Annotated in this window: 26 protein-coding genes, 2 rRNA genes and 2 other annotated features; all 28 genes read right to left on the minus strand. The window is 41.6% G+C overall.

Annotation, left to right across the window (positions count from 1 at the left end; all coding sequences use genetic code 11):
- Positions 1-14: 14 nt before the first annotated feature.
- Positions 15-3,557 (minus strand): DNA-directed RNA polymerase subunit beta, encoded by a 3,543-nt coding sequence (rpoB, locus tag B9Y89_RS01215; protein WP_085520799.1) that lies wholly within the window; start codon positions 3,555-3,557, stop codon positions 15-17.
- Between the two features lie 159 nt (positions 3,558-3,716).
- Entirely contained in the window at positions 3,717-4,334 is a 618-nt protein-coding gene (locus B9Y89_RS01220; protein ID WP_085520801.1) for a class I SAM-dependent methyltransferase, read from the minus strand.
- A gap of 101 nt (positions 4,335-4,435) precedes the next feature.
- Complete coding sequence (gene rplL / locus B9Y89_RS01225) at positions 4,436-4,801, minus strand: 50S ribosomal protein L7/L12 (RefSeq protein ID WP_085520803.1); 366 nt, start codon at positions 4,799-4,801, stop codon at positions 4,436-4,438.
- Positions 4,802-4,829: 28 nt separating this feature from the next.
- The gene (gene rplJ, locus B9Y89_RS01230; protein WP_085520805.1) at positions 4,830-5,327 is read right to left on the minus strand and encodes a 50S ribosomal protein L10; all 498 of its coding nucleotides are present in this window, start codon (positions 5,325-5,327) and stop codon (positions 4,830-4,832) included.
- A gap of 35 nt (positions 5,328-5,362) precedes the next feature.
- Positions 5,363-5,523: a sequence feature (ribosomal protein L10 leader region), on the minus strand.
- Between the two features lie 56 nt (positions 5,524-5,579).
- The gene (gene rplA, locus B9Y89_RS01235; protein ID WP_085520807.1) at positions 5,580-6,269 is read right to left on the minus strand and encodes a 50S ribosomal protein L1; all 690 of its coding nucleotides are present in this window, start codon (positions 6,267-6,269) and stop codon (positions 5,580-5,582) included.
- Positions 6,270-6,430: 161 nt separating this feature from the next.
- Positions 6,431-6,856, minus strand: a complete 426-nt coding sequence (gene rplK, locus B9Y89_RS01240; protein ID WP_085520809.1) for a 50S ribosomal protein L11 — start codon at positions 6,854-6,856, stop codon at positions 6,431-6,433.
- A 137-nt stretch (positions 6,857-6,993) separates the two neighbouring features.
- Positions 6,994-7,527 (minus strand): transcription termination/antitermination protein NusG, encoded by a 534-nt coding sequence (gene nusG, locus B9Y89_RS01245; protein WP_085520811.1) that lies wholly within the window; start codon positions 7,525-7,527, stop codon positions 6,994-6,996.
- A gap of 49 nt (positions 7,528-7,576) precedes the next feature.
- Complete coding sequence (gene secE, locus B9Y89_RS01250) at positions 7,577-7,771, minus strand: preprotein translocase subunit SecE (RefSeq protein ID WP_085520813.1); 195 nt, start codon at positions 7,769-7,771, stop codon at positions 7,577-7,579.
- A gap of 63 nt (positions 7,772-7,834) precedes the next feature.
- Positions 7,835-7,984, minus strand: coding sequence for a 50S ribosomal protein L33 (rpmG, locus tag B9Y89_RS01255; protein WP_085520814.1), 150 nt, complete (start codon positions 7,982-7,984; stop codon positions 7,835-7,837).
- A gap of 113 nt (positions 7,985-8,097) precedes the next feature.
- A complete protein-coding gene (gene sigH, locus B9Y89_RS01260; RefSeq protein ID WP_085520863.1) occupies positions 8,098-8,766 on the minus strand; it encodes an RNA polymerase sporulation sigma factor SigH in 669 nt (222 codons plus the stop codon).
- A gap of 57 nt (positions 8,767-8,823) precedes the next feature.
- Positions 8,824-9,330, minus strand: coding sequence for an NYN domain-containing protein (locus B9Y89_RS01265; RefSeq protein WP_085520816.1), 507 nt, complete (start codon positions 9,328-9,330; stop codon positions 8,824-8,826).
- 6 nt (positions 9,331-9,336) lie between these two features.
- Entirely contained in the window at positions 9,337-10,080 is a 744-nt protein-coding gene (gene rlmB / locus B9Y89_RS01270) for a 23S rRNA (guanosine(2251)-2'-O)-methyltransferase RlmB (RefSeq protein WP_085520819.1), read from the minus strand.
- Positions 10,070-10,474 carry a Mini-ribonuclease 3 gene (locus tag B9Y89_RS01275; protein WP_085520820.1) on the minus strand — a complete coding sequence of 135 codons (405 nt, stop codon included), beginning with the start codon at positions 10,472-10,474 and terminating at the stop codon, positions 10,070-10,072. The genes rlmB and B9Y89_RS01275 overlap by 11 nt, the downstream gene beginning before the upstream one ends.
- Before the next feature lie 4 nt (positions 10,475-10,478).
- Complete coding sequence (cysS, locus tag B9Y89_RS01280; protein ID WP_085520822.1) at positions 10,479-11,885, minus strand: cysteine--tRNA ligase; 1,407 nt, start codon at positions 11,883-11,885, stop codon at positions 10,479-10,481.
- Positions 11,875-12,528: a serine O-acetyltransferase gene (gene cysE, locus B9Y89_RS01285; RefSeq protein WP_085520824.1), complete on the minus strand. Its 654-nt coding sequence runs from the start codon at positions 12,526-12,528 to the stop codon at positions 11,875-11,877. The genes cysS and cysE overlap by 11 nt, the downstream gene beginning before the upstream one ends.
- Before the next feature lie 59 nt (positions 12,529-12,587).
- Positions 12,588-12,818, minus strand: a binding site (T-box leader).
- An 18-nt stretch (positions 12,819-12,836) separates the two neighbouring features.
- The gene (gltX, locus tag B9Y89_RS01290; RefSeq protein WP_085520826.1) at positions 12,837-14,303 is read right to left on the minus strand and encodes a glutamate--tRNA ligase; all 1,467 of its coding nucleotides are present in this window, start codon (positions 14,301-14,303) and stop codon (positions 12,837-12,839) included.
- 72 nt (positions 14,304-14,375) lie between these two features.
- On the minus strand, positions 14,376-14,849 hold the full coding sequence (gene ispF / locus B9Y89_RS01295) for a 2-C-methyl-D-erythritol 2,4-cyclodiphosphate synthase (RefSeq protein WP_085520828.1): 474 nt from the start codon (positions 14,847-14,849) through the stop codon (positions 14,376-14,378).
- 15 nt (positions 14,850-14,864) lie between these two features.
- Positions 14,865-15,548 (minus strand): 2-C-methyl-D-erythritol 4-phosphate cytidylyltransferase, encoded by a 684-nt coding sequence (ispD, locus tag B9Y89_RS01300; RefSeq protein WP_085520830.1) that lies wholly within the window; start codon positions 15,546-15,548, stop codon positions 14,865-14,867.
- A 20-nt stretch (positions 15,549-15,568) separates the two neighbouring features.
- Entirely contained in the window at positions 15,569-16,684 is a 1,116-nt protein-coding gene (locus B9Y89_RS01305; protein WP_085520832.1) for a PIN/TRAM domain-containing protein, read from the minus strand.
- 146 nt (positions 16,685-16,830) lie between these two features.
- Complete coding sequence (gene disA / locus B9Y89_RS01310; RefSeq protein WP_085520834.1) at positions 16,831-17,901, minus strand: DNA integrity scanning diadenylate cyclase DisA; 1,071 nt, start codon at positions 17,899-17,901, stop codon at positions 16,831-16,833.
- Positions 17,873-19,282 (minus strand): DNA repair protein RadA, encoded by a 1,410-nt coding sequence (gene radA / locus B9Y89_RS01315; protein WP_085520835.1) that lies wholly within the window; start codon positions 19,280-19,282, stop codon positions 17,873-17,875. Before radA ends, disA begins: the two co-directional genes overlap by 29 nt.
- Before the next feature lie 87 nt (positions 19,283-19,369).
- A complete protein-coding gene (gene clpC, locus B9Y89_RS01320) occupies positions 19,370-21,811 on the minus strand; it encodes an ATP-dependent protease ATP-binding subunit ClpC (protein WP_085520837.1) in 2,442 nt (813 codons plus the stop codon).
- A 15-nt stretch (positions 21,812-21,826) separates the two neighbouring features.
- Positions 21,827-22,909 carry a protein arginine kinase gene (locus B9Y89_RS01325; protein WP_085520839.1) on the minus strand — a complete coding sequence of 361 codons (1,083 nt, stop codon included), beginning with the start codon at positions 22,907-22,909 and terminating at the stop codon, positions 21,827-21,829.
- Positions 22,909-23,430, minus strand: a complete 522-nt coding sequence (locus B9Y89_RS01330; protein WP_085520840.1) for a UvrB/UvrC motif-containing protein — start codon at positions 23,428-23,430, stop codon at positions 22,909-22,911. The genes B9Y89_RS01325 and B9Y89_RS01330 overlap by 1 nt, the downstream gene beginning before the upstream one ends.
- A 172-nt stretch (positions 23,431-23,602) precedes the next feature.
- Positions 23,603-24,061: a CtsR family transcriptional regulator gene (locus B9Y89_RS01335; protein ID WP_085520842.1), complete on the minus strand. Its 459-nt coding sequence runs from the start codon at positions 24,059-24,061 to the stop codon at positions 23,603-23,605.
- A gap of 85 nt (positions 24,062-24,146) precedes the next feature.
- On the minus strand, positions 24,147-24,842 hold the full coding sequence (locus B9Y89_RS01340; protein ID WP_085520844.1) for an MgtC/SapB family protein: 696 nt from the start codon (positions 24,840-24,842) through the stop codon (positions 24,147-24,149).
- A 231-nt stretch (positions 24,843-25,073) separates the two neighbouring features.
- A 5S ribosomal RNA gene (gene rrf, locus B9Y89_RS01345) occupies positions 25,074-25,189 on the minus strand.
- Between the two features lie 71 nt (positions 25,190-25,260).
- A 23S ribosomal RNA gene (locus B9Y89_RS01350) occupies positions 25,261-25,424 on the minus strand; the annotation flags it as partial.

The raw sequence follows: 25,424 nt of genomic DNA on the forward strand, positions 1-25,424 counted from the left end.
TGAGCACACTCAAACTAGGCATTAACATTCAGATTTTGACTCGACGTATCTTCTTCTTCCTCTTCAATGTCTCGTATATCGATCTCTTCTTCGTCACTGGTAAGAACTTTAACATCCATTCCCAGACTTTGAAGTTCTTTAATCAAGACTTTAAATGATTCCGGAACGCCAGGATCAGGGATGTTTTCACCTTTAACAATGGATTCATAAGCCTGAACACGCCCGACAACATCATCCGACTTAACGGTCAGAATTTCTTGTAATGTAAAGGCAGCACCGTAAGCTTCCAGTGCCCAAACTTCCATTTCACCAAAACGTTGACCACCAAATTGGGCTTTACCACCCAACGGCTGTTGCGTAACCAGTGAATAAGGTCCCGTTGAACGAGCATGCAATTTGTCATCAACCATGTGCGCTAATTTAATCATATACATAACGCCTACAGAGACACGGTTATCAAAGGGTTCTCCAGTTCGGCCATCATATAAAACAGTCTTTCCATCTCGTGGGAGACCTGCTTCTTCAAGCGTTCCCCACACATCTTCTTCTCGCGCACCGTCAAAGACTGGTGTCGCAACGTGAATACCCAGTTGCTTAGCTGCCATTCCAAGGTGTAGTTCCAAAACTTGACCAATGTTCATTCGTGATGGAACCCCTAATGGATTCAACATAAGATCAATGGGTGAACCATCTGGCAAATACGGCATATCCTCTTCAGGAAGGATGCGGGAAATAACACCTTTGTTACCGTGGCGACCCGCCATCTTGTCCCCTTCTGAGATCTTCCGTTTCTGAACAATATAAACGCGAACGAGATGATTAACACCTGGTGAGAGCTCATCGCCGTCTTCACGATTGAAAATCTTCACATCATGGACAATGCCATCGCCACCGTGTGGTACTCTTAATGATGTATCGCGGACTTCTCTAGCCTTTTCACCAAAAATAGCATGCAACAATCGCTCTTCAGCTGTAAGTTCAGTAACCCCTTTTGGTGTTACTTTACCAACAAGAATATCGCCGTCTTTTACCTCAGCACCAACGCGAATAATCCCGCGTTCATCAAGATCTTTAAGTGCATCTTCACCCACGTTCGGAATATCACGAGTGATTTCTTCCGGTCCAAGTTTCGTATCACGCGCTTCTGATTCGTATTCCTCAATATGAATAGATGTGTAGACATCATCTTTAACCATACGTTCACTCATAATAATGGCATCTTCATAGTTATAGCCTTCCCAAGTCATGAAAGCAACAACTGCGTTGCGCCCTAAAGCAAGTTCACCTTGCTCCATTGATGGGCCATCGACAAGCAGCTCACCTTTGGCTACGATATCGTCTCTACTAACAATCGGCCGCTGATTATAACAAGTGCCTTGGTTTGAGCGTTCATATTTTTGGAGTTTATAAGTTACTATATCGCCTTCGACTTTTTTGCCGTCAACTTCATCTATCGTCCGAATTTTGATAGCTTCAGATGTGACATCTTCAACACGACCTTGATATTTCGCACGAATAGCAGAACCTGAGTCTTGAGCCGATACATATTCCATCCCTGTACCAACGGTTGGTGCCTCAGGGAACAACAACGGTACCGCTTGACGTTGCATGTTTGCCCCCATTAAAGCCCGGTTTGAGTCATCATTTTCAAGAAACGGAATACAAGCTGTCGCTGCAGATACCACTTGTTTTGGCGATACGTCCATATAATCAACGCGATCTTGTTTGACAACAGTGTTTTCTTCCCGGAAGCGGGCAATAACCTCATCATCAACAAACGAACCATCATCATCTAATTTCGCATTGGCTTGAGCAATAACATAGTTATCTTGTTCATCTGCTGTTAAATAGTCAATTTGATCCGTAACCTTATCTGTCTCAGGATCGACTCTTCGATATGGCGTTTCTATGAAACCAAATTTATTAACCTTCCCATAGCTTGATAACGAGTTAATCAAGCCAATGTTTGGACCCTCTGGAGTCTCAATGGGACACATACGTCCATAGTGTGAATAGTGAACGTCACGAACTTCAAAGCCAGCCCGTTCACGCGTCAATCCACCTGGCCCTAGAGCTGATAAACGGCGTTTATTTGTCAATTCAGCTAGCGGATTCGTTTGATCCATAAATTGCGATAACTGCGAGCTACCAAAGAACTCTTTAATTGATGCAATGACAGGCCGAATATTAATCAATGCCTGTGGCGTAATTGAGCTCGTATCTTGAATGGACATTCTTTCACGAATAACACGCTCCATTCGTGAAAGGCCGATTCTAAATTGGTTTTGCAGCAATTCACCAACAGATCTGATACGCCGGTTGCCTAAATGGTCGATATCATCTGTATTACCAACACCATGCATCAGATTAAAGAAGTAATTGACTGATGAAATGATATCAGCTGGTGTTATATTTTTGACAACATCATTCGATTCAGCGTTATCATCTGATTGAGCATTACTCATTACATTAATGACTTTCTCATCTTCGCCTTCTAATGGAGAATAGATTTTAATGCTTTGCAAAGTAATCTCTTGGCCCTCAATGACACCAGCAGCCGGTGTATAGGTTTGATAGCCGAGTTTCTTCTCAATAGTTGGCAACAATCGATCTAATGTCCGGCGATCAAGCAGTGTGCCTTCATCAGCGACAACTTCGCCGGTCTCAGGATCGACAAGTTTTTCAGCTAATCGTTGATTAAATAGACGATTTTTTATGTGTAGTTTTTTATTAACTTTGTAACGCCCCACCTTGGCTAAATCATAGCGCTTGGGGTCAAAAAACCTTGTTTGTAATAGACTTTTTGCATTTTCCACCGTAGGGGGTTCGCCAGGACGAAGGCGTTCATAGATTTCAATTAATGCCTTCTCAGTACCTTCCGTATTGTCCTTTTCAAGCGAATTACGAATGTACTCATCATCGCCTAACAAATCAATAATTTCTTGATCAGTACTGAATCCTAAAGCCCGTAGCAAAACCGTAATCGGTAACTTTCTTGTTCGATCAATCCGAACGTATGCAATATCTTTAGCGTCGGTTTCGAATTCCAACCAAGCTCCACGGTTAGGGATAACGGTTGCTGTGTAGCCCTTCTTCCCGTGTTTGTCAAACTTATGATTATAGTAGACACTTGGTGAACGAACCAATTGAGATACAATAACACGTTCAGCCCCATTGATAATAAATGTCCCTGATTCCGTCATTAACGGGAAGTCACCCATAAAAACTTCCTGCTCTTTAACTTCACCAGTGTCTTTATTAATCAGACGCACTTTGACACGTAAAGGAGCGGAGTAAGTCACATCTCGTTCTTTTGCGTCCTCAACTGAATACTTTGGATCATCCAAAGAATAGTCAATAAACTCCAAGACTAAATTGCCTGTGAAATCCTCAACGGGTGAAATATCCTGAAACATTTCACGGATCCCCTCATCTAAAAACCACTGATACGAGGCCGTCTGAATTTCAATTAAGTTTGGCAGTTCCAGCACTTCATTGATGCGAGCATAGCTTCTGCGTTGGCGGTGGCGTCCATATTGCACAAGTTGACCTGTCAACTGATTCACCCCTCAAATGATGCATATTGAAAATCGGTAAACTTCATGGTATGTTTACCGTACAAAACATAAACAATGCATTTGATTAGTTTTTCCAATAGAATAAAAACCTATACATGTATAGTCAAATGCTATTTTTATTGGCATTAAGATATAATATCACAGCAAGCTTTCACCGTCAATGATTCTTGCTCGAAAAATATAATAACCTTTTTCTTTTGTTACGGTCTCGACTTTGTTATAGATGGTTTTTAATTTTTCTAATGCAGACGGCGCTCCTTGTTTCTTCTGAATAACGACCCACAAGTGTCCCCCGTTATTTAAGTAACGAGACGCATCTTCGAATATCTGATGCACAACCTGTTTCCCTGCCCTGACAGGGGGATTGGTTACAATATCATCAAAACGCCCTTCCACATTTCGAAATAAATCACTAGGATGAATCTTGGCATTTGAAACATCATTCAGCCGTGCATTCTTTAGTGCCAACTGGATGGCTCTCTCATTAATATCGACCATCGTCATCGAAACAGACGGAAAATGCTTTCCTAAAGAAATACCAACCGGGCCATAACCACATCCCATGTCCAAAATAGAGCCTGAAGAACTTGTAGGAACAAAAGATTCTACTAAAACCTTGGTGCCAAAATCCACTGATTTCTTAGAAAAAACGCCAGCGTCAGTATAGAACGATAATGCATGGCCTAGCAAGTCTGCTGATATATATTCAGGATGACTTTCGGCGTTCGGATTCTTAGTATAGTAATGTTCCATCATTAATCCAGCCCCAATCGATACCCTAATTATATCCAAAGTGATGTTTTACTTTTATTATTAAAAAGCCCGCACTATAAGGCGGGCTTTTTAATTGTTCAATTTTATTTCAACTCGACAGTTGCGCCAGTCTCTTCTAGTTGACCTTTCATTTCTTCAGCATCTTCTTTGGCTACGCCTTCCTTAAGCGGCTTTGGAAGATTGTCAGCAAGTTCTTTGGCATCTTTAAGGCCAAGACCTGTGATTTCGCGAACAACTTTGATGACTTTAATTTTTGAACTTCCGGCATCAGTAAGAACAACATCAAATTCTGTTTGTTCTTCTGCACCGCCGCCATCTTCACCGCCACCTTGTACTGCAACTGGGGCAGCAGCTGTAACACCAAATTCTTCTTCAATGGCTTTAACCAAGTCGTTAAGTTCCAAAACAGACATTTCTTTTATCGCACTAATGATCTCTTCTTGACTCATGATTGATCCTCCTTATAATTTTAAATGATTAAGCACTTTCTTCTTTCTGATCAGCAACAGCCTTAGATGCCAACGCAAAGTTGCGAATCGGCGCTTGCAATACGTTAAGCAACATAGACAACAAACCTTCTTGAGAAGGAATCTCTGCCAATGCTTTGATTTGATCAAAATCAGCAATTGCACCTTCGACCACACCTGTCTTTATTTCTAGGTCTTGGTGCTCTTTGGAAAAGTTGTGAAGAATTTTCGCCGGGGCGACAACATCTTCATTACTGAAGGCAACCGCTGTTGGCCCAACAAAGTGTTCGTTCAATTCTGCGTATCCAGCATTATCAGCCGCACGACGCATCATAGTATTTTTATATACTTTGAAATCAACGCCTGCTTCACGAAGCTGCTTACGAAGTTCAGTAACTTCATCAACATCCAATCCGCGGTAGTCAACAATGACGGTTGAAATACTATTGTTCAACTTGCCGGTGATTTCTTCAACAACTTGCTTTTTGCTTTCAATTGCTTGACTCATGGTTCCACCTCCTAGTACGTGATACCGCATCTTCCAGCATTATTAAAAAACCTCCATGTCACGCAGACATGGAGGAATAGGCGTCATTATCATTTCAAACACTTTGAGTGAATGCTATTCAGACCTATAATCACCTCGGTAGGACATTAAGCCGTTCATAGGCCCCTACTGTCTACGGTATCAACCGATATTCAATTCAAAACCGGATACGATTATATCTAATAAATCTCCGATTGTCAAATCAAAAAAAAATTAAGCAAATGGATTGTTAACTTTAATCCCAGGACCCATTGTGGATGACACAGCAATATTTTTGACATATTTGCCTTTTGCAGCTGCCGGCTTAGCTTTGATAAGCGCATCAACTAATGCTTCAAAGTTTTCAGCAAGAGCCTTATCATCGAATGAGACCTTACCGATCGGCGCATGAACATTACCATCTTTACCAGCACGGTATTCAACCTTACCTGCTTTAACTTCTCCAACAGCTTTAGTTACATCATTAGTTACTGTACCTGTCTTCGGGTTTGGCATAAGACCTTTTGGTCCAAGCACCCGACCAAGTTTACCAACTTCAGGCATCATATCAGGTGTAGCCACGACGACATCAAAATCAAACCAGCCTTGATTGACCTGATTGATCATGTCTTGATCACCAACGTAGTCAGCGCCAGCCTCTTCAGCTTCCTTCGCTTTTTCGCCTTTCGCAAAGACGAGAACCCTTTGGCTCTTACCAGTCCCATGCGGAAGGACGACAGCACCGCGTACTTGTTGGTCGTTTTTACGTGTATCAACACCTAACCGGACAGCAACGTCGATGCTTTCGTCAAATTTAGCCGAAGCGGTTTTTTTAGCTAATTCAACAGCCTCATTGACGTCATATATTTTAGTGCGGTCGATTTGACCTGTTGCTTCTTTAAGTCTTTTTCCTACTTTTGCCATAGTCGTGTTCCTCCTTTTGTGGTTGTAACGGTTGTACCTCCCACCTACTTACACAGAATGCACCAGTAGATGTAGCATCCTTAAATAAGGTTGCGAGACGATCCCCCGCAACCATAGAATTTCATTCATACTGGAACATCACATCAACACAATAGACGCTATTAGCCTTCTACGACGATACCCATGCTTCGCGCTGTTCCTTCAACCATACGTTCGGCTGCTTCAACGTCTGCAGCATTAAGGTCTGGAGCTTTTGTTTCTGCGATTTGGCGTACTTGATCACGAGAAACAGTAGCAACTTTATTACGGTTCGGCTCACCAGAACCCGATTCAATGCCTGCTTCTTTCTTTAGCAGAACCGCAGCTGGCGGAGTTTTTGTGATAAATGTAAATGAACGGTCTTCATATACCGTAATTTCTGCTGGGATAATCATACCTGCTTGTTCTTGGGTACGAGCATTAAATTCTTTACAAAATGCCATGATATTGATACCCGCTTGACCAAGGGCAGGACCTACCGGTGGCGCCGGATTGGCTTTTCCAGCAGGGATTTGCAATTTAACTACTTGAGAAACCTTTTTAGCCACGAGACACACCTCCTTAGTCCGTGATGTGGTACGGGTTGTCCCTCCCACTTAAAGCTTGCCTCATATTTTTCTAAAATGGGCAAACCATATCAAACATAAAAATTATACAATCTCTGAATCAAGATTTCAAGCCATTATCAAATTTTTTCAATTTGGCCAAAGTCTAATTCGACCGGGGTCTCCCGACCAAACATATTAACATGAACTTTAACCTTTTCTTTTTCAGTATCAATTTCTTCAATTGTTCCAACAAAATCAGCAAACGGACCTTCTTTGACCTGAACCTGTTCTTTAATCTCAAAATCAACGTCGGTTCTTTTTTCTTTAATCCCCATCTGCTTCAAAATAGCATCAACTTCTTCGGGTAAAAGCGGGATGGGTTTAGAACCTGCGCCGGTTGACCCAACAAAACCTGTAACACCAGGTGTATTGCGAACAACATACCACGAGTCATCGGTCATAACCATTTCCGCAATAACATAACCCGGAAATACTTTTTTCATAGTCGACTTCTTTTTCCCATTTTTGATTTCCGTCTCTTCTTCAGTCGGCATCAATATGCGGAATATTTTGTCGGTCATCCCCATGGACTCGACACGCTTTTCTAAGTTCGTTTTGACTTTATTTTCATAACCAGAGTAGGTGTGGACAACATACCACTGTTTCTCCATTCAAATGTTCCTCCAGACTTTAACCACGCATTATCCAGTCTATATCATTCTATTCAGTAATCAGTTCCAATACTTGCGATGTCCCAAGATCTATCAAGGCAAAAAAGACCGACACAAATACAACGGTAAGGACAACCGTTACTGTATAACTTGTCAGTTCACGACGATTCGGCCACCTGACTCTCTTCAATTCAATCCATGCGTTCTGGAAAAACCGCCCCGCCTTTTTGACGATACCTGCCATTTTAATTAACCCCCAACCAGTCTGATATCATTCTATCTATTTTAAACATATCCAGAAAAAATCTTACTTTGTTTCACGGTGAAGCGTATGTTCATTGCACCGTTTGCAAAACTTCTTAACAGCGACTCTTTCCTGCTGATTGGTTGTGTTTTTTGTTGTGGTATAGTTCCTGCTCCGGCATACCGAGCATTCTAACACAATCTTTTTTCTCATATATCGACACCTGATTTCAATCGATTCGTTAAAACCTTATTTTTACACACTAGTTTAAACCTAGCACAGATCAAACAAATCTGTCAATGAGTACAAACAGGGGACTCTTCTTGCTATAGACTGATTTCTTTCAATTCAAGATAGCGTTCCAGCTTTCTTTTGACACGTTGAAGTGCATTGTCAATTGATTTGACATGGCGTTTGGACACCGCTGAGATTTCCTGATATGTCCGGCCTTCCAAGTAAAGCATCAACACTTTTCGTTCAAGGTCACTGAGAATTTCGCCCATTTTAATTTCAATATCGTCAAATTCCTCTTGGTTAATTAACAGTTCTTCGGGGTTGGTCATCTTAGATCCTCTAAGAACATCGAGAAGCGTGCGATCAGATTCATCATCATAAATCGGCTTATCCAAAGAAACGTAAGAATTAAGGGGAATATGTTTCTGCCTTGTCGCCGTCTTAACCGCCGTAATCATTTGCCGTGTTATGCATAACTCAGCAAACGCTTTGAATGAAGAGAGCTTGTCACCTTGGAAATCCCGAATGGCTTTATATAAGCCAATCATCCCTTCCTGAACAACGTCCTCCCTATCAGCGCCAATTAAAAAATACGATTTGGCTTTGGCACGGACAAAATTACGGTATTTGTCAATCATATACTCCAAAGCCTGTATATCACCGTCATGCACTTGTCGAACCACTTGTTCATCCTCTAGTTCAGCAAAACCTAAAGCCGTTCGTTCGTCTATTTCGACCTTCACACAAATCCCTCCGACCATAACGGTGCCTAATATACGCTTATTATATAGTATAAAATTTTGAATCGTCAACAAAATTCAGTCACTGCGCCGCCATTTTTCAAATAGTTTCGTTAAATCCTCGTTAAATTGGATCCTCGATGCCTTCTTTTGTTGATTCGTTTCTGTGACTTTCGTCGAAATTTGTTGTTCTATTTTAAGAATCTCACGATGTAATTCCCGAGACGATTTTCTTAAAGCCCCTTGTGAAAATACCGTCCATTGCTCTGTATAATCGCTTGTCGCCACATGGACTCTGGTTCTAACATTTTTGATCTTAGAAACAAGCCGTTCAATACACTCATCAGCTGTTTCTTTTTCACGAGTATATATCACTTCAACATTGGCATGTTTGGTCTTCGCCTCCATCCCCGGAACAAGGTGAGCATCAAAAATAGCCATCACCCGCCAGCCTTTATAAGCTTGATATTCAGCTAGTTTGTCAATCAGCAAGTCGCGGGCATTAGCAAAATCAATCTTACGCATTTGATTTAATTCTGGCCAGGCACCAATAACATTGTATCCATCGACAAGTAAGACATCCATGTCATATCATTCTCCTTCAGAATGCCTATGTCGATGAACTTCATACATCAATAATGCGGCGGCCACGGATGCATTTAAGGAAGTAACGGTACCTTCCATAGGAATCCGAATCAGAAAATCACAATGTTCCTTAACTAATCTTGACATGCCGCTTCCTTCGTTACCCATCACCAGACACAAGGGAAGATCTAACTCCGCATTTTTATAATCGGCTTGTCCATCAGCATCCGTGCCGAGAAACCATAAACCTTGTTTTTTTAGCTGTTGGATGGTTCGCGATAAATTGGTGACTCGAACAACAGGAACATGCTCGATGGCTCCAGTCGAGGCTTTAGCCACAACTGGAGTTAAGCCAACGGCACGGCGCTTTGGAATAATGACACCATGAGCTCCAACCGCATCAGCCGTTCGCAAAATAGATCCGAAGTTATGTGGATCTTCGATGCCGTCTAAAATGATAAAAAACGGCTGTTCATTCCTGTTATTAGCTATCGAAAACAACTCATCCATATCGGCATATTCATGAGCAGCAACAGACGCCACAACACCTTGATGCTGTGATGAGTTAACGAGTTGATCGAGTTTGTTTTTCGGAACAAATTGAATCGTCACTTGATTCTCTTTTAATGTCTGTTGCTGTTTTTTAGACAGTCCCTGTCCATTTTGACTTACCCACACCTTGTTAATATCCCTTCCCGATGCAATGGCTTCGGAAACGGGGTGTCGTCCCATAATTAACTCACCCTTCATGTTTACCCCTCCTCTCTTCAACATCATGAAATAATTGCTCCATCAAACTGTTAATCCGGTCATGCTGATTTTCAAAATAGAGATAACCAATTAAAGCCTCAAAAGCAGTACTTGACTTATATTCAGCCAACCCCGCGTTTTTAGGTTTGGATGCTGATTTGGCATTACGTCCCCGGCGAATGATCGCTGACTCATGATCTGTAAGGCGATTTTTTTCTATTAAGTGTGCTAAAAACATTGCTTGTGACTCTGCCGACACATAGTGAATGGCTTGTTGGTGAAGCTGCCCAGGTTTGACGGCTTTTTGATGAATGAGGTGACGGCGGACATATAGCTCAATGACGGCATCCCCCATATAAGCCAAAGTTAAACTATTCATCTCAATCGTTTTCATACAGTCAAGCTCTCTTCCAACGAACGCCCTGTGGGGTATCTTCTAGCACAATTCCTTGATCCTTTAATTCATCACGGATACGGTCAGCCGTTGAAAAATCTTTGTGTTTACGAGCGGCTTCACGTTGCTGAATTTTTTGTTCAATGTGCTCATCAAGCAAGGCGTCGTCTTCTTTTAAATAAATTCCAAGGACACTGGAGAATTCATCCAACAGGGTAATATAAGCTTTTAATAATGTGACCGATGAGTTCTTATCTTCCAATTGTTTATTAGCTTCCTTGACAGCCTCAAACATTACAGTAATTGCATTGGCTGTGTTAAAATCATCATCCATCGCTTGAATGAATTCCGCACGCAATCTCTGAATCGCTTGCTCTCCCTTTTCAACCTTCTCTGCTTCTAAGAGATTAGCACTTTTATCTAAACGGTGTAGCAAGTTATTGTAAGTCGTTTTCAAACGATCATACGATTGTTCTGCATACTTCAATAATTCATCGCTGAAATTAATCGGGTTCCGGTAATGAACGGTATTTATAAAAAACCGTATCACATTCGGATTATATTCTTGCACCATGTCGTGAACCAGTTTTACATTGCCGAGAGACTTAGACATTTTTTCGTTATCAATATTTAGATATCCGTTATGAATCCAATAATTGGCCATGGTTTCATGGTTAGCCGCTTCCGATTGTGCGATTTCATTCTCATGGTGTGGAAAAATCAAATCCTGCCCGCCTGCATGAATATCAATGGTCTCACCCAAGTATTTATTAACCATCGCTGAGCATTCAACATGCCAACCCGGACGCCCATGCCCCCATGGACTATCCCAGCTCACTTCATCGGGTTTGGCTGCTTTCCATAGCGTAAAATCCAAAGGATCCTCTTTCTGCTCACCCACACCGATACGAGCTCCAACTTTCAGCTCATCAACCGATTGTTGTGAAAGCTGTCCATAGTGATCAAATTGTTTCGTCCGAAAGTAGACATCACCGGCCGATTCGTAGGCAAAGCCATCATCAATTAAATTTTGGATCAAATCAATCATTTCCTTAATCGTCTCTGTTGCCCGAGGATTGATGTCTGCTTCCTGTACATTTAAAGCTCCTACATCTTCTTTGTAGGCTCGAATAAATCGATCTGCAATGTCAAGAACATCTTCATTTTGTTCATTTGCCGCCTTGATGAGTTTATCATCAACATCTGTGAAATTGGATACATAGGTCACATCATAACCGCGATACTCTAAATAACGTCTTACAGTGTCAAAGGCAACAGCTGTACGTGCATTCCCTACGTGAATATAGTTATATACTGTAGGACCGCAGACATACATTTTGACTTTACCTTCCTCAATGGGATGGAACGTTTCTTTTTGCCTTGTGAGTGTATTATAAACACTAAGAGCCATCTTCCTTCACGCCTTCCTTTAATTGTTCAATATCATGATTTAAGCGTTTAATTTCTTGTTCCATTTCTTTCATCTTATCAGCTATCGGATCAGGTAAACTATGATTTAAATCATGTTCAATTTTAACACCATTTTGCCGAACTACACGGCCAGGAACACCGACAACTGTTGAATGATACGGGACATCCTTTAAAACAACTGAACCTCCACCAATCTTTGAACAATCATCAATCGTAATTGATCCAAGGACTTTAGCGCCCGTCGATATTAATACATGATCACCAATTGTCGGGTGGCGCTTCCCTTTTTCTTTTCCGGTTCCACCTAATGTTACACCTTGAAAAATTGTTACATTGTCGCCGATTTCACAGGTTTCGCCAATAACGACACCCATGCCATGATCAATAAAAAATCGGCGTCCAATGGTCGCACCTGGATGTATTTCAATTCCCGTTAAAAACCGGCTCAGCTGTGAGATACACCGGGCAATGAAAAAGGATTTTTTATTCCAAAACCAATGGGCCAAACGGTGCGACCAAATCGCATGCAGGCCGGAATAGGTTAGTATAACCTCAAAATAATTGCGCGCTGCCGGGTCCTGGTCAAACACAACATCAAGGTCTTCCTTTAATAATTTAAACAACCGCTAAGCCCCCCTATTCATAGGTATAAAAAAAGGACGTCTCCATGTCTTTATTAAGACACAGAGACGCCGTAAACGCGGTTCCACTCTGCTTAAGACGACTAAGGTATTAGTCGTCCTCACTTAAAATGATAACGGATTTTTCGTCTCCGCCCTTGCCTAATTGTAACGTTCAGCAAAGGAACTCGAAGGTGCACTTCAATCCTATGTGATTCAATCGCTCTCAGCCGGTGACGATTGTCTCTGGTGAATCAGGGATAGCATTTACTTCTCCTTGTCAACGTGTTTCATGATATAGTATCTGTCCGTTACGATTCTAATTGACTTAATGCGGCATCAAGCCTAGCCAAAGCAGTTTCCCGACCGATGAGTTCAATCGCAGATGGTAATTCAGGACCGTGCATTTGTCCTGTCGTGGCAACACGAATTGGCATAAACAATTTTTTACCTTTGTGTCCCGTCGTTTTTTGCACAGCTTTAATTTGCGGTTTGATGACATCGGCTTTCCATTCATCCAATTCTTGAAGCTTTTCTTTAAAGACTTTAAGAACCTCAGGGACTTGTTCACCTCTAAGAATATCCATCGCTTCCGCATCATAATCGATGGTTTGACGGAAGAATAATTCGGTTAACTCAACAATTTCCGCACCATACTGCAACTGTTCTTGATACAAAGATACCAAGTTACGCAACCAGGCTTCTTCTTCATCAGTCCGTGTTTCTGTAATTTTTTCAGCTTTGACGAGATGGGGAACGGTCAGATCCATTACCCGATCTAAATCAGCGTTTTTAATATATTGATTATTCATCCACTTCAATTTCTGTGCATCAAACACTGCCGGTGACGTGCTTAACCGTTCAGGGTCAAATACATCAATGAGACCGTCTTGGCTGAATAATTCCTCTTCACCTTTTGGTGACCAGCCAAGCAAAGCAATGAAGTTGAACAAAGCTTCAGGCATGTAACCTAAATCAGCGTATTGTTCGATATATTGAATGATGTCATGATCCCTTTTACTCAATTTTTTACGCTGTTCGTTAACAATTAATGTCATGTGTGCAAAAGTGGGAATACCCCAGTCAAAGGCTTCGTACACCATCATTTGCTTCGGTGTATTCGAAATGTGATCCTCACCGCGAAGAACATGAGATATTTTCATAAGATGGTCATCAATAGCAACAGCAAAATTATAGGTTGGCACGCCATCTTTTTTTACGATCACAAAATCACCAATGCCATTAGACTCGAAGGATACTTTTCCCTTAACGACATCTTCAAAAACATATTCTTGATCCCTAGGTACTTTGAAGCGGACACTCGGCGTCCGGCCTTCTGCCTCAAGGCGCTGCCTTTCATCATTGGTCAAATGACGGCATCTCCCATCATACTTAGGGGCTTCACCGTTATTCAATTGCTCCTCGCGACTCTGCTCCAATTCTTCTTCTGTGCAATAGCATTTATAAGCTAAGCCACGCTCAAGCAAGTCCTGCCAATAATCTTTATAGATATCTAAACGTTCTATCTGCCGGTAAGGGCCATATTCGCCGCCGACATCAATGCTTTCATCCCAATCCATTCCTAACCATTGGAGATAGTTGAGCTGGTTGTATTCACCACCTTCAACATTGCGTTTTTGATCGGTATCTTCAACCCTGATAATAAACTGACCGTTATGACTCCGAGCAAATAAATAATTGAATAGGGCTGTTCTCGCATTTCCTATATGTAAGTAGCCCGTTGGACTTGGTGCATACCTTACCCTGATTTGATTCATTCATTCCACCACCATCTTATTTTCAAAAAACAATATGAGAGCAAATATACTTCTTTAAATAATATTAACGGGTCATGATGAGACAATCAAGCAGACCGCTTGAGCTGCAATTCCCTCACCACGGCCGGTGAAACCCAGCTTCTCGGTTGTGGTTGCTTTAATATTAATTTGGTTCGTTTGTGCTCCTAAATATTCAGCAATAACATGTTGTATATCATCAATATACGGCGCCATTTTTGGGGCTTGAGCCATAATCACGCAATCTAAATTAGCCAACTGATAACCTTTTTCTTGTACCATTCCCCAAACATTCGTCAGCAAAACTTTAGAATCCACGTCTTTATAAGCTGGATCATGATCGGGAAAGTGTCGACCAATATCACCAGCTCCAATGGCCCCTAACAATGCATCACAAATCGCATGCAATAAAACGTCAGCATCCGAGTGACCTGTTAAACCTTTTTCGTAAGGGATGTCCACACCGCCGATAATGAGCGGGCGCCCGACTTCAAACCGGTGGACATCGAAACCTTGCCCTATCCTCATGCTTGTCTCCCCTTCTTAACCATTCCTTATCTGCATAAAATGCTCAGCCACCCACAAATCTTCCGGTGTCGTCACCTTAAGATTGCGATCATCACCTTTAACAATCGTGACTTTTCCACCCATCTGCTCAATGAGTGAAGCATCATCAGTCACCGCCCATCCCTGCTTGGCCGCTGCTTCATGGGCACTAAGAATCCACGATCGATGAAACGCTTGCGGTGTTTGGACCGCCCACAAATCGGATCGATCGAGGGTCTTGTCCACAAACCCATCGCATACTTTTTTTATCGTATCTTTTACCGGTACGGCCAAAACGGCTGCGCCTTCCTGGACAGCAGCCGTATATACCTTTTCAATTAATTGTTGATGAATCATGGGTCTTGCCGCATCATGAATGAGAACAATGGCTTCTTCACTCGTCGCCTTTAAAGCATTGTAGACACTATGTTGGCGTTCAGAACCGCCATGAATGAATTGTCTAACCTTTGTCAGATGATGATCACGAATGAGTGTCTCGAAAATGGATTGTTCTTCTTCTTTTATTGCAAGTATAATACTGTTACATTGTGAATCATGTTCAAATACTTTAAGTGTATGCACAATTAGAGGAGCACCAAGAAGTTCCAAAAAAATTTTATTGGATGATGCCCCCATTCGGCTGCCACTTCCAGCAGCTGGCAAAATCACCTGATAACCCATTGAGACCTCCATATCTCCTTTTATAACGCTTGTTCCATGAGCTTCGGCTTCGCAAAGATCATCCGGCCAGCCGACGTTTGTAATACACTCGTAACAATGACATCAATTGTTTTTCCGATATAGCCTTGACCTTCTTCAACCACGATCATGGTACCATCATCAAGGTAACCAACCCCTTGATTATGCTCTTTACCATCTTTAATCAGTTGGACTTCTAACTCTTCTCCAGGAAGAACAACAGGTTTGACCGCATTAGCTAAATCATTAATATTAAAAACAGACACACCTTGCAAATCACAAACTTTATTTAAATTAAAGTCATTGGTGACAACAATGCCAGATACGAGTTTGGCTAACTTAACAAGCTTACTATCAACTTCGGCGATGTCTTCAAAATCACCTTCATAGATTTCGACATGAACCGGTAGTTCCTTTTGGATTTTGTTTAGGATATCTAATCCACGCCGGCCTCTATTACGTTTGAGTACATCAGAAGAATCGGCAATGTGCTGAAGCTCTTCTAAGACAAACTGCGGAATCACTAAGGTGCCTTCCAGGAAACCCGTTTGACAGATATCCGCAATTCGACCGTCAATAATGACACTGGTGTCTAGAATCTTGAGGGTGTGGCCTGTTGGCTGAATATCTTCATCTGATTTCTCTGGTTGATGATCTTGAGTCTCTTTCCGCTTGTCCTTAGCTTTGGAAATCATAAAGAGATTTTTTAATTCCTCGCGCTTTTTAAAACCAATTTGAAAACCAAGATAACCTAAAAACACCGTCAGAAATATCGGGAGAACCGTACTAAATGCAGCTACTTTGATATTATTAAGGGGGATCTGGAACAAAAATGCAACAATTAAACCAGATACTAGCCCCAAGGTGCCGCACAACACATCCGTCACAGGAGCCTTAACAATCTTCTCTTCAAAAAGCTTGATAAGGCGTACAAGACTATCAACAAACCAAAATGTCAGTATTAAAAATAAGAGCGCCCCAAAAATAGCTCCTGTATAAGGTGCAGCCATCCAACCTTCATAATCGTTAAACATAAATTCGATAATGTCGGGTACATAGACGAAGCCTAAAGTCCCACCTACAATAACAAAAAACAATTGCAAAAATCGCTTAATCAAAACCCGAGTCACCTCCTATTCTCATTATAGACAAATTCCCTTATTCGAAACCTAAATATGGTTAATTTCACAAAATATTATATAAAAAATTTCCAATATAGACAGCTTTAAACTATCAAAAAAAGAAATCATTGTCAACATCCTCGTTAAACAACCCGGTCAATAAAAAGCTGTTCTTGTATGCGTTCCAAACCATCTTTAATTTTCTTTGCCCGTTTGGTTCCGACCCCATCAACTTTAACGAGGTCTTGGATAGTCGCCTTCATAATAGAATTTAATCCATCGAAACTTTCGGCAAGTTTCGAAATGATCGGTTGCGGCAAACGCGGAATACGATTTAAAGCGCGGTATCCTCTTGGAAGAATAACTTCTTCCGAGCTATCATTACTCTGGATGTATCCCAAATGTCTCACTACAATATGTTCATTAAGCAGGTCGTCACTATTTAATGTTCGCAAACGGCTTAAAATTTTTTCGGGCGGTAGACCATGAAGACTCATATAGTCCTTAATTAACAGTTTCGCTTCCGTTTCAACATTGGCGACCAATTCAGACATCTGCATACTAATAAGACGACCTTCTGTTCCCAATTCATTAATATAATTTCGAATTTCATCGCGAATCCGCAATACCATTTCAATCCGGTGAATCGCTTGGGTCAATTCTTGAAAAGTGACCATTTCTTCAAATTCCAAAGCACCAAGGTTAACCAGTCCTTTATCCATCACAGTCCGATATTTTTCCAACGTCTGCATAGCCTGATTGGCTTTTGTCAAAATAACACCAATGTCCTTTAGTGAGTAACGGATATTTCCTTTATATAGTGTAATAACACTGCGTCGTTGTGATATTGAAATCACCAATTGGCCTGTCTGTTTGGCAACCCGCTCAGCCGTTCGATGCCGGATTCCCGTTTCCGACGAAATGATTGATGAATCGGGTATGAGTTGGGTATTGGCGAAAAGAATTTTTTCTCCATGATCACTTAGAATGATCGCTCCATCCATTTTCGCTAGTTCATAAAGGGATGCCGAAGAAAAAGAGCAATCAATAGAAAATCCTCCCTCAACTAGGCTTTTAACCTTTTCATTATAACCGACAACAATTAAACCGCCTGTCTTCGCCCGTAAAACGTTTTCTATCCCTTCTCGCAACGGTGTTCCCGGTGCAACAAACTTAAGGAAATGATTAATGGTCTGTTGCTGTTGAAAATTCATGTGCGGCTCCTCCCAATGAAATATCCATGGCTTCTCGAACAGTGGAAACACCTACGACCTCAATACTTTCAGGAATCGTCCATCCTTCCATGTTTTTCTTCGGAATTAATGCACGGGTGAAGCCCATTTTCTCAGCTTCATGAACACGCTGTTCAATTCGCGACACACGTCTCACCTCGCCTGTCAGACCCACCTCCCCGATCATGACATCCGTTGGTTGAGTCGTATCATCCTTGAAACTTGAAGCAATACTCAATGCCACGGCTAGATCTGTCGCTGGCTCATCTAAGCGAACACCGCCAGCCACGTTAACATAAGCATCGTGATTTTGCATTAGTAACCCAACGCGTTTTTCCAGCACCGCCATCAGCAGGGAAATTCTGTTATGGTCAATACCTGTAGCCATGCGTCTGGGGTTTCCAAAGCTTGTCGGAGTGACAAGCGCCTGGATTTCGACAAGCATTGTTCTTGTACCTTCAAGAGCGGCAACAATCGTTGAACCAGCCACACCATTAGTCCGTTCCTGTAAGAAGATCTCAGATGGATTGGTCACTTCCTCAAGTCCATCTTCCTTCATTTCAAAAACACCTATTTCGTTGGTTGAACCGAATCGATTTTTGACCGCACGTAAAATACGGTAAGTATGATGCCTTTCCCCTTCAAAATACAGAACAGCATCAACCATATGCTCAAGCAAACGTGGACCAGCAATACCTCCATCCTTTGTTACATGACCAACAATGAAGATGGCAATGCCTCTGTTCTTAGCGATTTTCATAAGACTTCCCGTACATTCACGGACTTGTGAAACACTTCCTGGGGCCGACGATAACTCACTGTTATAGATTGTTTGAATTGAATCAGCCACAATAAAAGCTGGATTAACATCATTAATTTGCTTCTCTACTTCATGTATATCCGTCTCAGCTAGTACATATAAGTTGTCCGAATGAATTTCAAGCCGTTCAGCACGCATTTTTGTTTGTTTCATTGACTCTTCACCGGAAATATATAGCACTTTATGAGACTTTAAGGCTAATTCATTAGACATTTGCAAGAGAATCGTTGACTTACCAATCCCCGGATCACCGCCAACAAGGATTAAAGATCCTGGTACAATGCCGCCTCCCAAAACTCGGTTGAATTCACCATTTTGCGTCTTAATACGTATTTCTTTGGTTTGTTCCACTTGATTTATAGGCTGTGGCTTGGTCGACTTGCTCATAAAAGCAGCCCCACCATGATGCGTGGGTTCAGGTTTAATTCTTTCCTCTACTATAGTATTCCACTCCTGGCAGCCGGGACACTTTCCCATCCATTTGGGACTTTCATAGCCGCATTCCTTACAGAAAAAAACCGTTTTTGCTTTGGCTTTGGCCACGATTCACACCCACCTTTCAATATCTATACGAAAAAAGGCCGGGAAAAGTTCCCGGCTTTTGTCACTTAAAGAAGTATAAAATCTTCTTTATGATTCGGAATATGCCTGTTTTTTAACAACAAACGCCTCATTCTCATAATCAATGACGACTTGGCTTCCTTCACTAAGATTTCCTTGAAGTAATTCTTCAGACAAACGGTCTTCAACTTTCCGTTGAATTGCTCGCTTAAGCGGTCTGGCGCCATATTCAGGGTCATAGCCTTCATCAGCAATCTTTTCTTTGGCTGCTTCTGTTAACTCAAGTTCAATCCCCTGTTCTTTAAGACGGTTGGTTAATTCTTGTGACATTAAGGTCACAATTTCCTTCAATTGGTCTTTATTTAGTTCATGGAAAACAATGATTTCGTCAACTCGATTAAGAAATTCAGGACGGAATGATTTCTTCAATTCATCCATCACTTTGGTTCTCATCTCTTCATAAGCTCGACCTTCACCTTGAGTAGTAAAGCCGACATACTTATTCCGTTTCAATTCATTAGCTCCGACATTGGATGTCATAATCACAGCTGTGTTCCTGAAATCAACTGTACGCCCTTTAGAGTCCGTTAACCGTCCATCATCTAAAACTTGTAACAAGATGTTAAACACATCAGGATGAGCCTTTTCAATTTCATCCAAAAGAATAACTGAATAAGGTTTTTGCCGTACTTTCTCCGTTAATTGTCCACCTTCATCATGACCTACATATCCTGGTGGTGAACCCACAAGACGTGAGGTTGTGTGCTTTTCCATAAACTCGGACATATCTACACGAATAATGGCTTCTTCATCACCAAACAACGTTTCTGCTACCGCACGAGCTAATTCCGTTTTACCAACACCTGTTGGCCCTAAGAATATAAATGAACCAATCGGTCGTTTGGGATCCTTTAATCCAGCACGAGCCCGACGGACCGCTTGGGAGACAGCATTCACTGCTTCCTCTTGGCCAATGACACGATTGTGAAGAATTTCTTCCATCTTCATTAGACGTTCGCTTTCAGCCTCTTCTAGTTTAGAAACCGGAACTCCCGTCCATGTCGAAACAACTTGAGCAATGTCCTCAGGCTTAACTTCTGTATTCTCCTGCCCTTGTTTCTCCTTCCATTCCCTCTGTGTCTGTTCAAGTTCTTCTTTCAGTTTTTGTTCTGTATCACGAAGTGACGCCGCTTTTTCAAATTCCTGGCTTTGGACAGCCGCGTCTTTTTCCTTTTTGACTTCATCAAGCTTTTGCTCAAGTTCTTTAAGGTTCGGCGGCGCTGTGTAAGAACGTAGGCGCACTTTTGAAGCTGCCTCATCAATTAAGTCAATCGCTTTATCCGGAAGGAATCGGTCTGAAATATAACGGTCAGACAATGAAACCGCAGCTTCGATAGCACTGTCTATAATTTTGACCCGGTGGTGGGCTTCGTAGTGATCACGTAACCCCTTTAGAACTAATACAGACTCCTCACTCGTTGGTTCATCCACATGAATAGGTTGGAACCGACGTTCAAGGGCTGCGTCTTTCTCAATGTATTTGCGGTATTCATCAAGAGTCGTGGCACCAATACATTGAAGTTCACCTCGTGCTAATGATGGTTTCAGGATATTGGAAGCATCAATAGCACCTTCAGCACCACCAGCACCGATTAAGGTGTGAAGCTCATCAATGAATAAAATAATATTACCCGCTTGGCGAATTTCCTCCATCACTTTTTTCAGACGGTCTTCGAATTCACCGCGATATTTTGTCCCAGCAACAACCGTCCCCATATCCAGAGTCATCACACGTTTTTCTCGTAAGGTTTCTGGAACTTCATTGTTAACAACTTGCTGTGCCAGCCCTTCAGCGACAGCTGTTTTTCCCACTCCGGGTTCACCAATGAGTACAGGATTATTTTTTGTTCGACGACTTAATATTTCAATCACTCGTTCAATTTCCTTGCTTCGGCCAATAACAGGGTCTAAGCCGCCTTCCTTGGCAATGTTTGTTAAATCACGTGCCAATCCATCAAGTGTCGGTGTATTAGCACTTGTTGCATTACGACCTTGTTGTGACGACCCTGATGACTCATGACTGCCTAACAGTTGCAGAACTTGTTGCCGCGCTTTATTAAGACTGACACCTAAGTTATTTAATACTCTGGCCGCGACACCTTCTCCCTCACGAATGAGTCCTAAAAGGATGTGTTCTGTACCTACATAGGAATGACCAATTTTTCTCGCTTCGTCCATTGATAACTCAATGACTTTTTTGGCCCTAGGTGTATAGTGAATGGTCTGGCCTGTCTCATTACCACGACCGATGAGGGTTTCAACTTCTTTTTGTATTTTCTCTGAGCTCAAATTCAGTGCATTCAAAGCTTTAGCAGCAATGCCTTCACCTTCACGCACAAGACCTAAAAGAATGTGTTCAGTGCCAACATTGTTATGACCTAGTCGAACAGCTTCCTCTTGAGCCAGTGCCAATACTTTTTGTGCGCGTTCCGTAAATCTTCCAAACATCATATGATCGTCATCTCCTTAGTCCTCAGAATTTCCCAAACCTTCAAGTTTCAATCGCTCTCGTATTAATGTAGCCCGACGTTCGTCTCTTTCATTTGCCCCTAGTGTTTCCTTAAAATAATGTTGAAGAAAGCCGGGCTGGGTAATCACCATAAGTTCATTAAGTATATTACTTGAGACATTATCAATCATACCCAAATCGATGCCCAAACGTACATCTGATAAACATTTTGCTGCTTCCTTAGATGGTATAATTCTGCTATATGCTAACGTTCCATAAGAACGGAAAACACGATCCTCTAATTGGACACGGGACATTTGCATTAAATCTTTTCGTGCATCTCTCTCTTGTTGAATTAATTGCATCACCACACCTCGCAAATCTTCCACGATATCTTCTTCTGACTTTCCGAGTGTGATTTGATTAGATATTTGAAACACGTTACCTAAAGCTTCACTACCTTCCCCATAAATACCACGGACGACAAGGCCGAATTGATTAATGGCAGGGGCAATCCGGTTCATGCGTTGGGTAATCATTAACGCCGGCAAATGCATCATGACTGATGCCCGCATGCCGGTACCAACATTGGTGGGGCAACTCGTCAAGTAACCGTGCTGCTCATCAAATGCGTAATTAAATTCTTCCTCAAGCCAATCATCAATACCGCTCGCTAGCGTTAGGGCTTCATTCAATTGAAAGCCCGGGAACAGGCATTGTATTCTTAGGTGATCTTCCTCGTTAACCATAATACTGACGGACTCATTATTATTGAGTAAAACAGCGCCATTAGGGGATTTATCAGCTAATGCCGGACTCACAAGGTGTTTTTCGACAAGCACTTTTTTTTCAATTGGCTCCATATTGTTCATTTGCAACCATTCGAATGGACCCATTGAATGATAAGTTGCACCATCCAAATGATGTTTCATATGATTGTAGGCTTCAACTGTTTCCTGATCCGAAGCAATGACTGGAAAAATGTAATCCTTAAGGTTCCTGGCAAGACGAATTCGACTGCTTAGAACAATATCAGCATCAGGCCCGTCAGTTTTCATCCAAGGACTGACCGCTTGATTAATGAAATGTTGTAATGACACTAGGCTTCCCCCCCATTCTCCAGTGATCGGATTTCATCTCTGAGCTCAGCCGCCTTTTCAAATTCTTCTTGTTCCACATGCGTTTTCAACTGTTCCCTGAGAGAGTTGATATGTTTACGAATGCTAATATCCTTGCCTGCCCGTTTCGGAATTTTACCTGAATGAGTGGTATTACCGCTATGCACCTTACGCAAAACAGGATCAAGTTTATGTTTAAATGTTTCGTAACATTCTTCGCATCCGAATTTACCTATTTTGGCAAACTCTTGATAACTTAATCCGCACTTAGAACATTGTAAAACTTGCTGAGTCTGTTTAGCGGTACCCTGACTATCCATAGGTTGGTCAAAGTTCAGCATCCCTGATAGCAAATTGTGTATTGAGAATCCACTTGATTCGGAAACAGCATCGCCTTTTTCTTTCGCACATTCTTCACATAAATGATATTCCATCTTTTCGCCATTAATGATTTTTGTAAAATGCAATGTTGCTGATCTACTGTGACATTCTTGGCACTCCATAAAGTTACCACTCCCTCTATGATCATTTCGTTGCGGCCCACAGAATGTGTTAGCATCGGTTCAACAATCAGGAGGTTAAAGTCTATTGACAATATGCCTCCTTATTTCCCTAATACCCAAAATGATATCCTCGTCCTTGGTGAAGCAGGGATGTGCCCCTTTAAATGCCTCACTACATCTTATACTTAAGAGCTTGTAGCATTGACTTTAGAATGTTAGCTCTTACTTGATCTCTGACAGGGATACTTAAATTAATAACTGAGCGATCAATGGCACTAATCATTAACCTAGCCTCCCTTTTGCTTATTATACTTTCTTCAAGTAGACGGACAATTAAAGATTGAGCATTAGCCTGCGTAATTCTAGAATCGGCTAATTGAATCATTTCATCAATAAGCTCCTTATTTGTCTCAGGCCTTACTTTTATAATACGTATATAACCTCCACCGCCACGCTTACTTTCAACGACATAACCTCTTTCAAGCGAAAAGCGAGTTTTCAAAACATAATTAATTTGTGAAGGGACGCACTGGAACTTTTCAGCCAATTCATTTCTACGTAATTCAGCCGTGCTATTTTGCTGAAGCATTTGCTTTATATAAGCTTCAATAATATCCGAGATATTTTGCAATGTACGCCCTCCCTTCTGACTTTGACTTTCTTTGACTATAATTATAATTATGCACAAAAAATAGTCAATTAAAAAGTCTTAAGCCTTAATCTACAGTATAAACTTTTTCGACATATTCCGTTTCTGCTAAACGATCATAAATAGGTATTAACGATCTCGAACTTGGCATAACCACAAAAAAATGATACTTAATCAAAGTGTCCTCATTATCAGGAGGGTCTTCAACTGTTATTTTCTCAACCCTTATACCTTCATCTTCCATTACTGAAATTATCGAGGAAAGTGTAATTTTTCGGTATTCCGCTAGAATAAATAGCGATTGTGTCTTCGTTACCTTCATAAATAAGTTTTCCCATTTATTAAGGAAAATTAAACTTAAAATCACTAAAATTGTTGCAAATATAGCCACGTAGTACATTCCAATTCCAACAACTAGACCAATTCCAGCAACAACCCAAATGGAAGCTGCTGTCGTCAATCCGCGTACCGTGACCCCGTGAACCAATATAGTCCCGGCTCCCAAGAATCCAATCCCGCTTACAACATATGAAGGTAACCTCGATGGATCAAAGCCGGTTAGATTAGGATGTGTACTTAGATAAGATTCAAATCCAAAAACGGATAAAACCATCATTAGGGATGAGCCAACACCTACTAATAGATGTGTTCTAAAACCAGCAGGATGCCGCTTAACCTCACGTTCTAATCCGATTAATCCAGAGAGCCCCCCTGCAATCATTAAACGAATAATGATTACCCAAGTTTCATGATCAATCCCCATATTACTCCTCCCTTAACTAAAACGGAATTTACCAAATATTATGTTCATTTAAATTCTAACATAACTGCCGCTTATATATGAGAACAATGTTGAGCCAAAAATCAATGTCAACATCCTTCATATCAAATATTATCTAACAGCCTAGAACATGATGTTCCAGAATTAGAAGCGGAAAGCATTTCCGGAAATACGTAAAAAGATAGGTATAAATACCTATCTTTATATTAAAATGCCTGGCGGCGTCCTACTCTCACAGGGGCAAAGCCCCAATTACCATCGGCGCTGAAGAGCTTAACGACCGTGTTCGGGATGGGAACGGGTGTGACCTCTTCGCCATCACCACCAGACTTGTTATGGAATTGTATAAAAGGCAATCAAGAACTGAATGAACAACGAAAGGTAGACATGCATCTCTTGTTAGGATAAGCCCTCGACCGATTAGTATCCGTCAGCTCCACGTGTCACCACGCGTCCACACCGGACCTATCAACCTCATCATCTCTAAGGGGTCTTACTGGCCTAACGCCATGGGAAATCTCATCTTGAGGGGGGCTTCATGCTTAGATGCTTTCAGCACTTATC

The sequence above is a fragment of the Tuberibacillus sp. Marseille-P3662 genome (assembly GCF_900178005.1).
GTDB lineage: Bacteria > Bacillota > Bacilli > Bacillales > Sporolactobacillaceae > Marseille-P3662.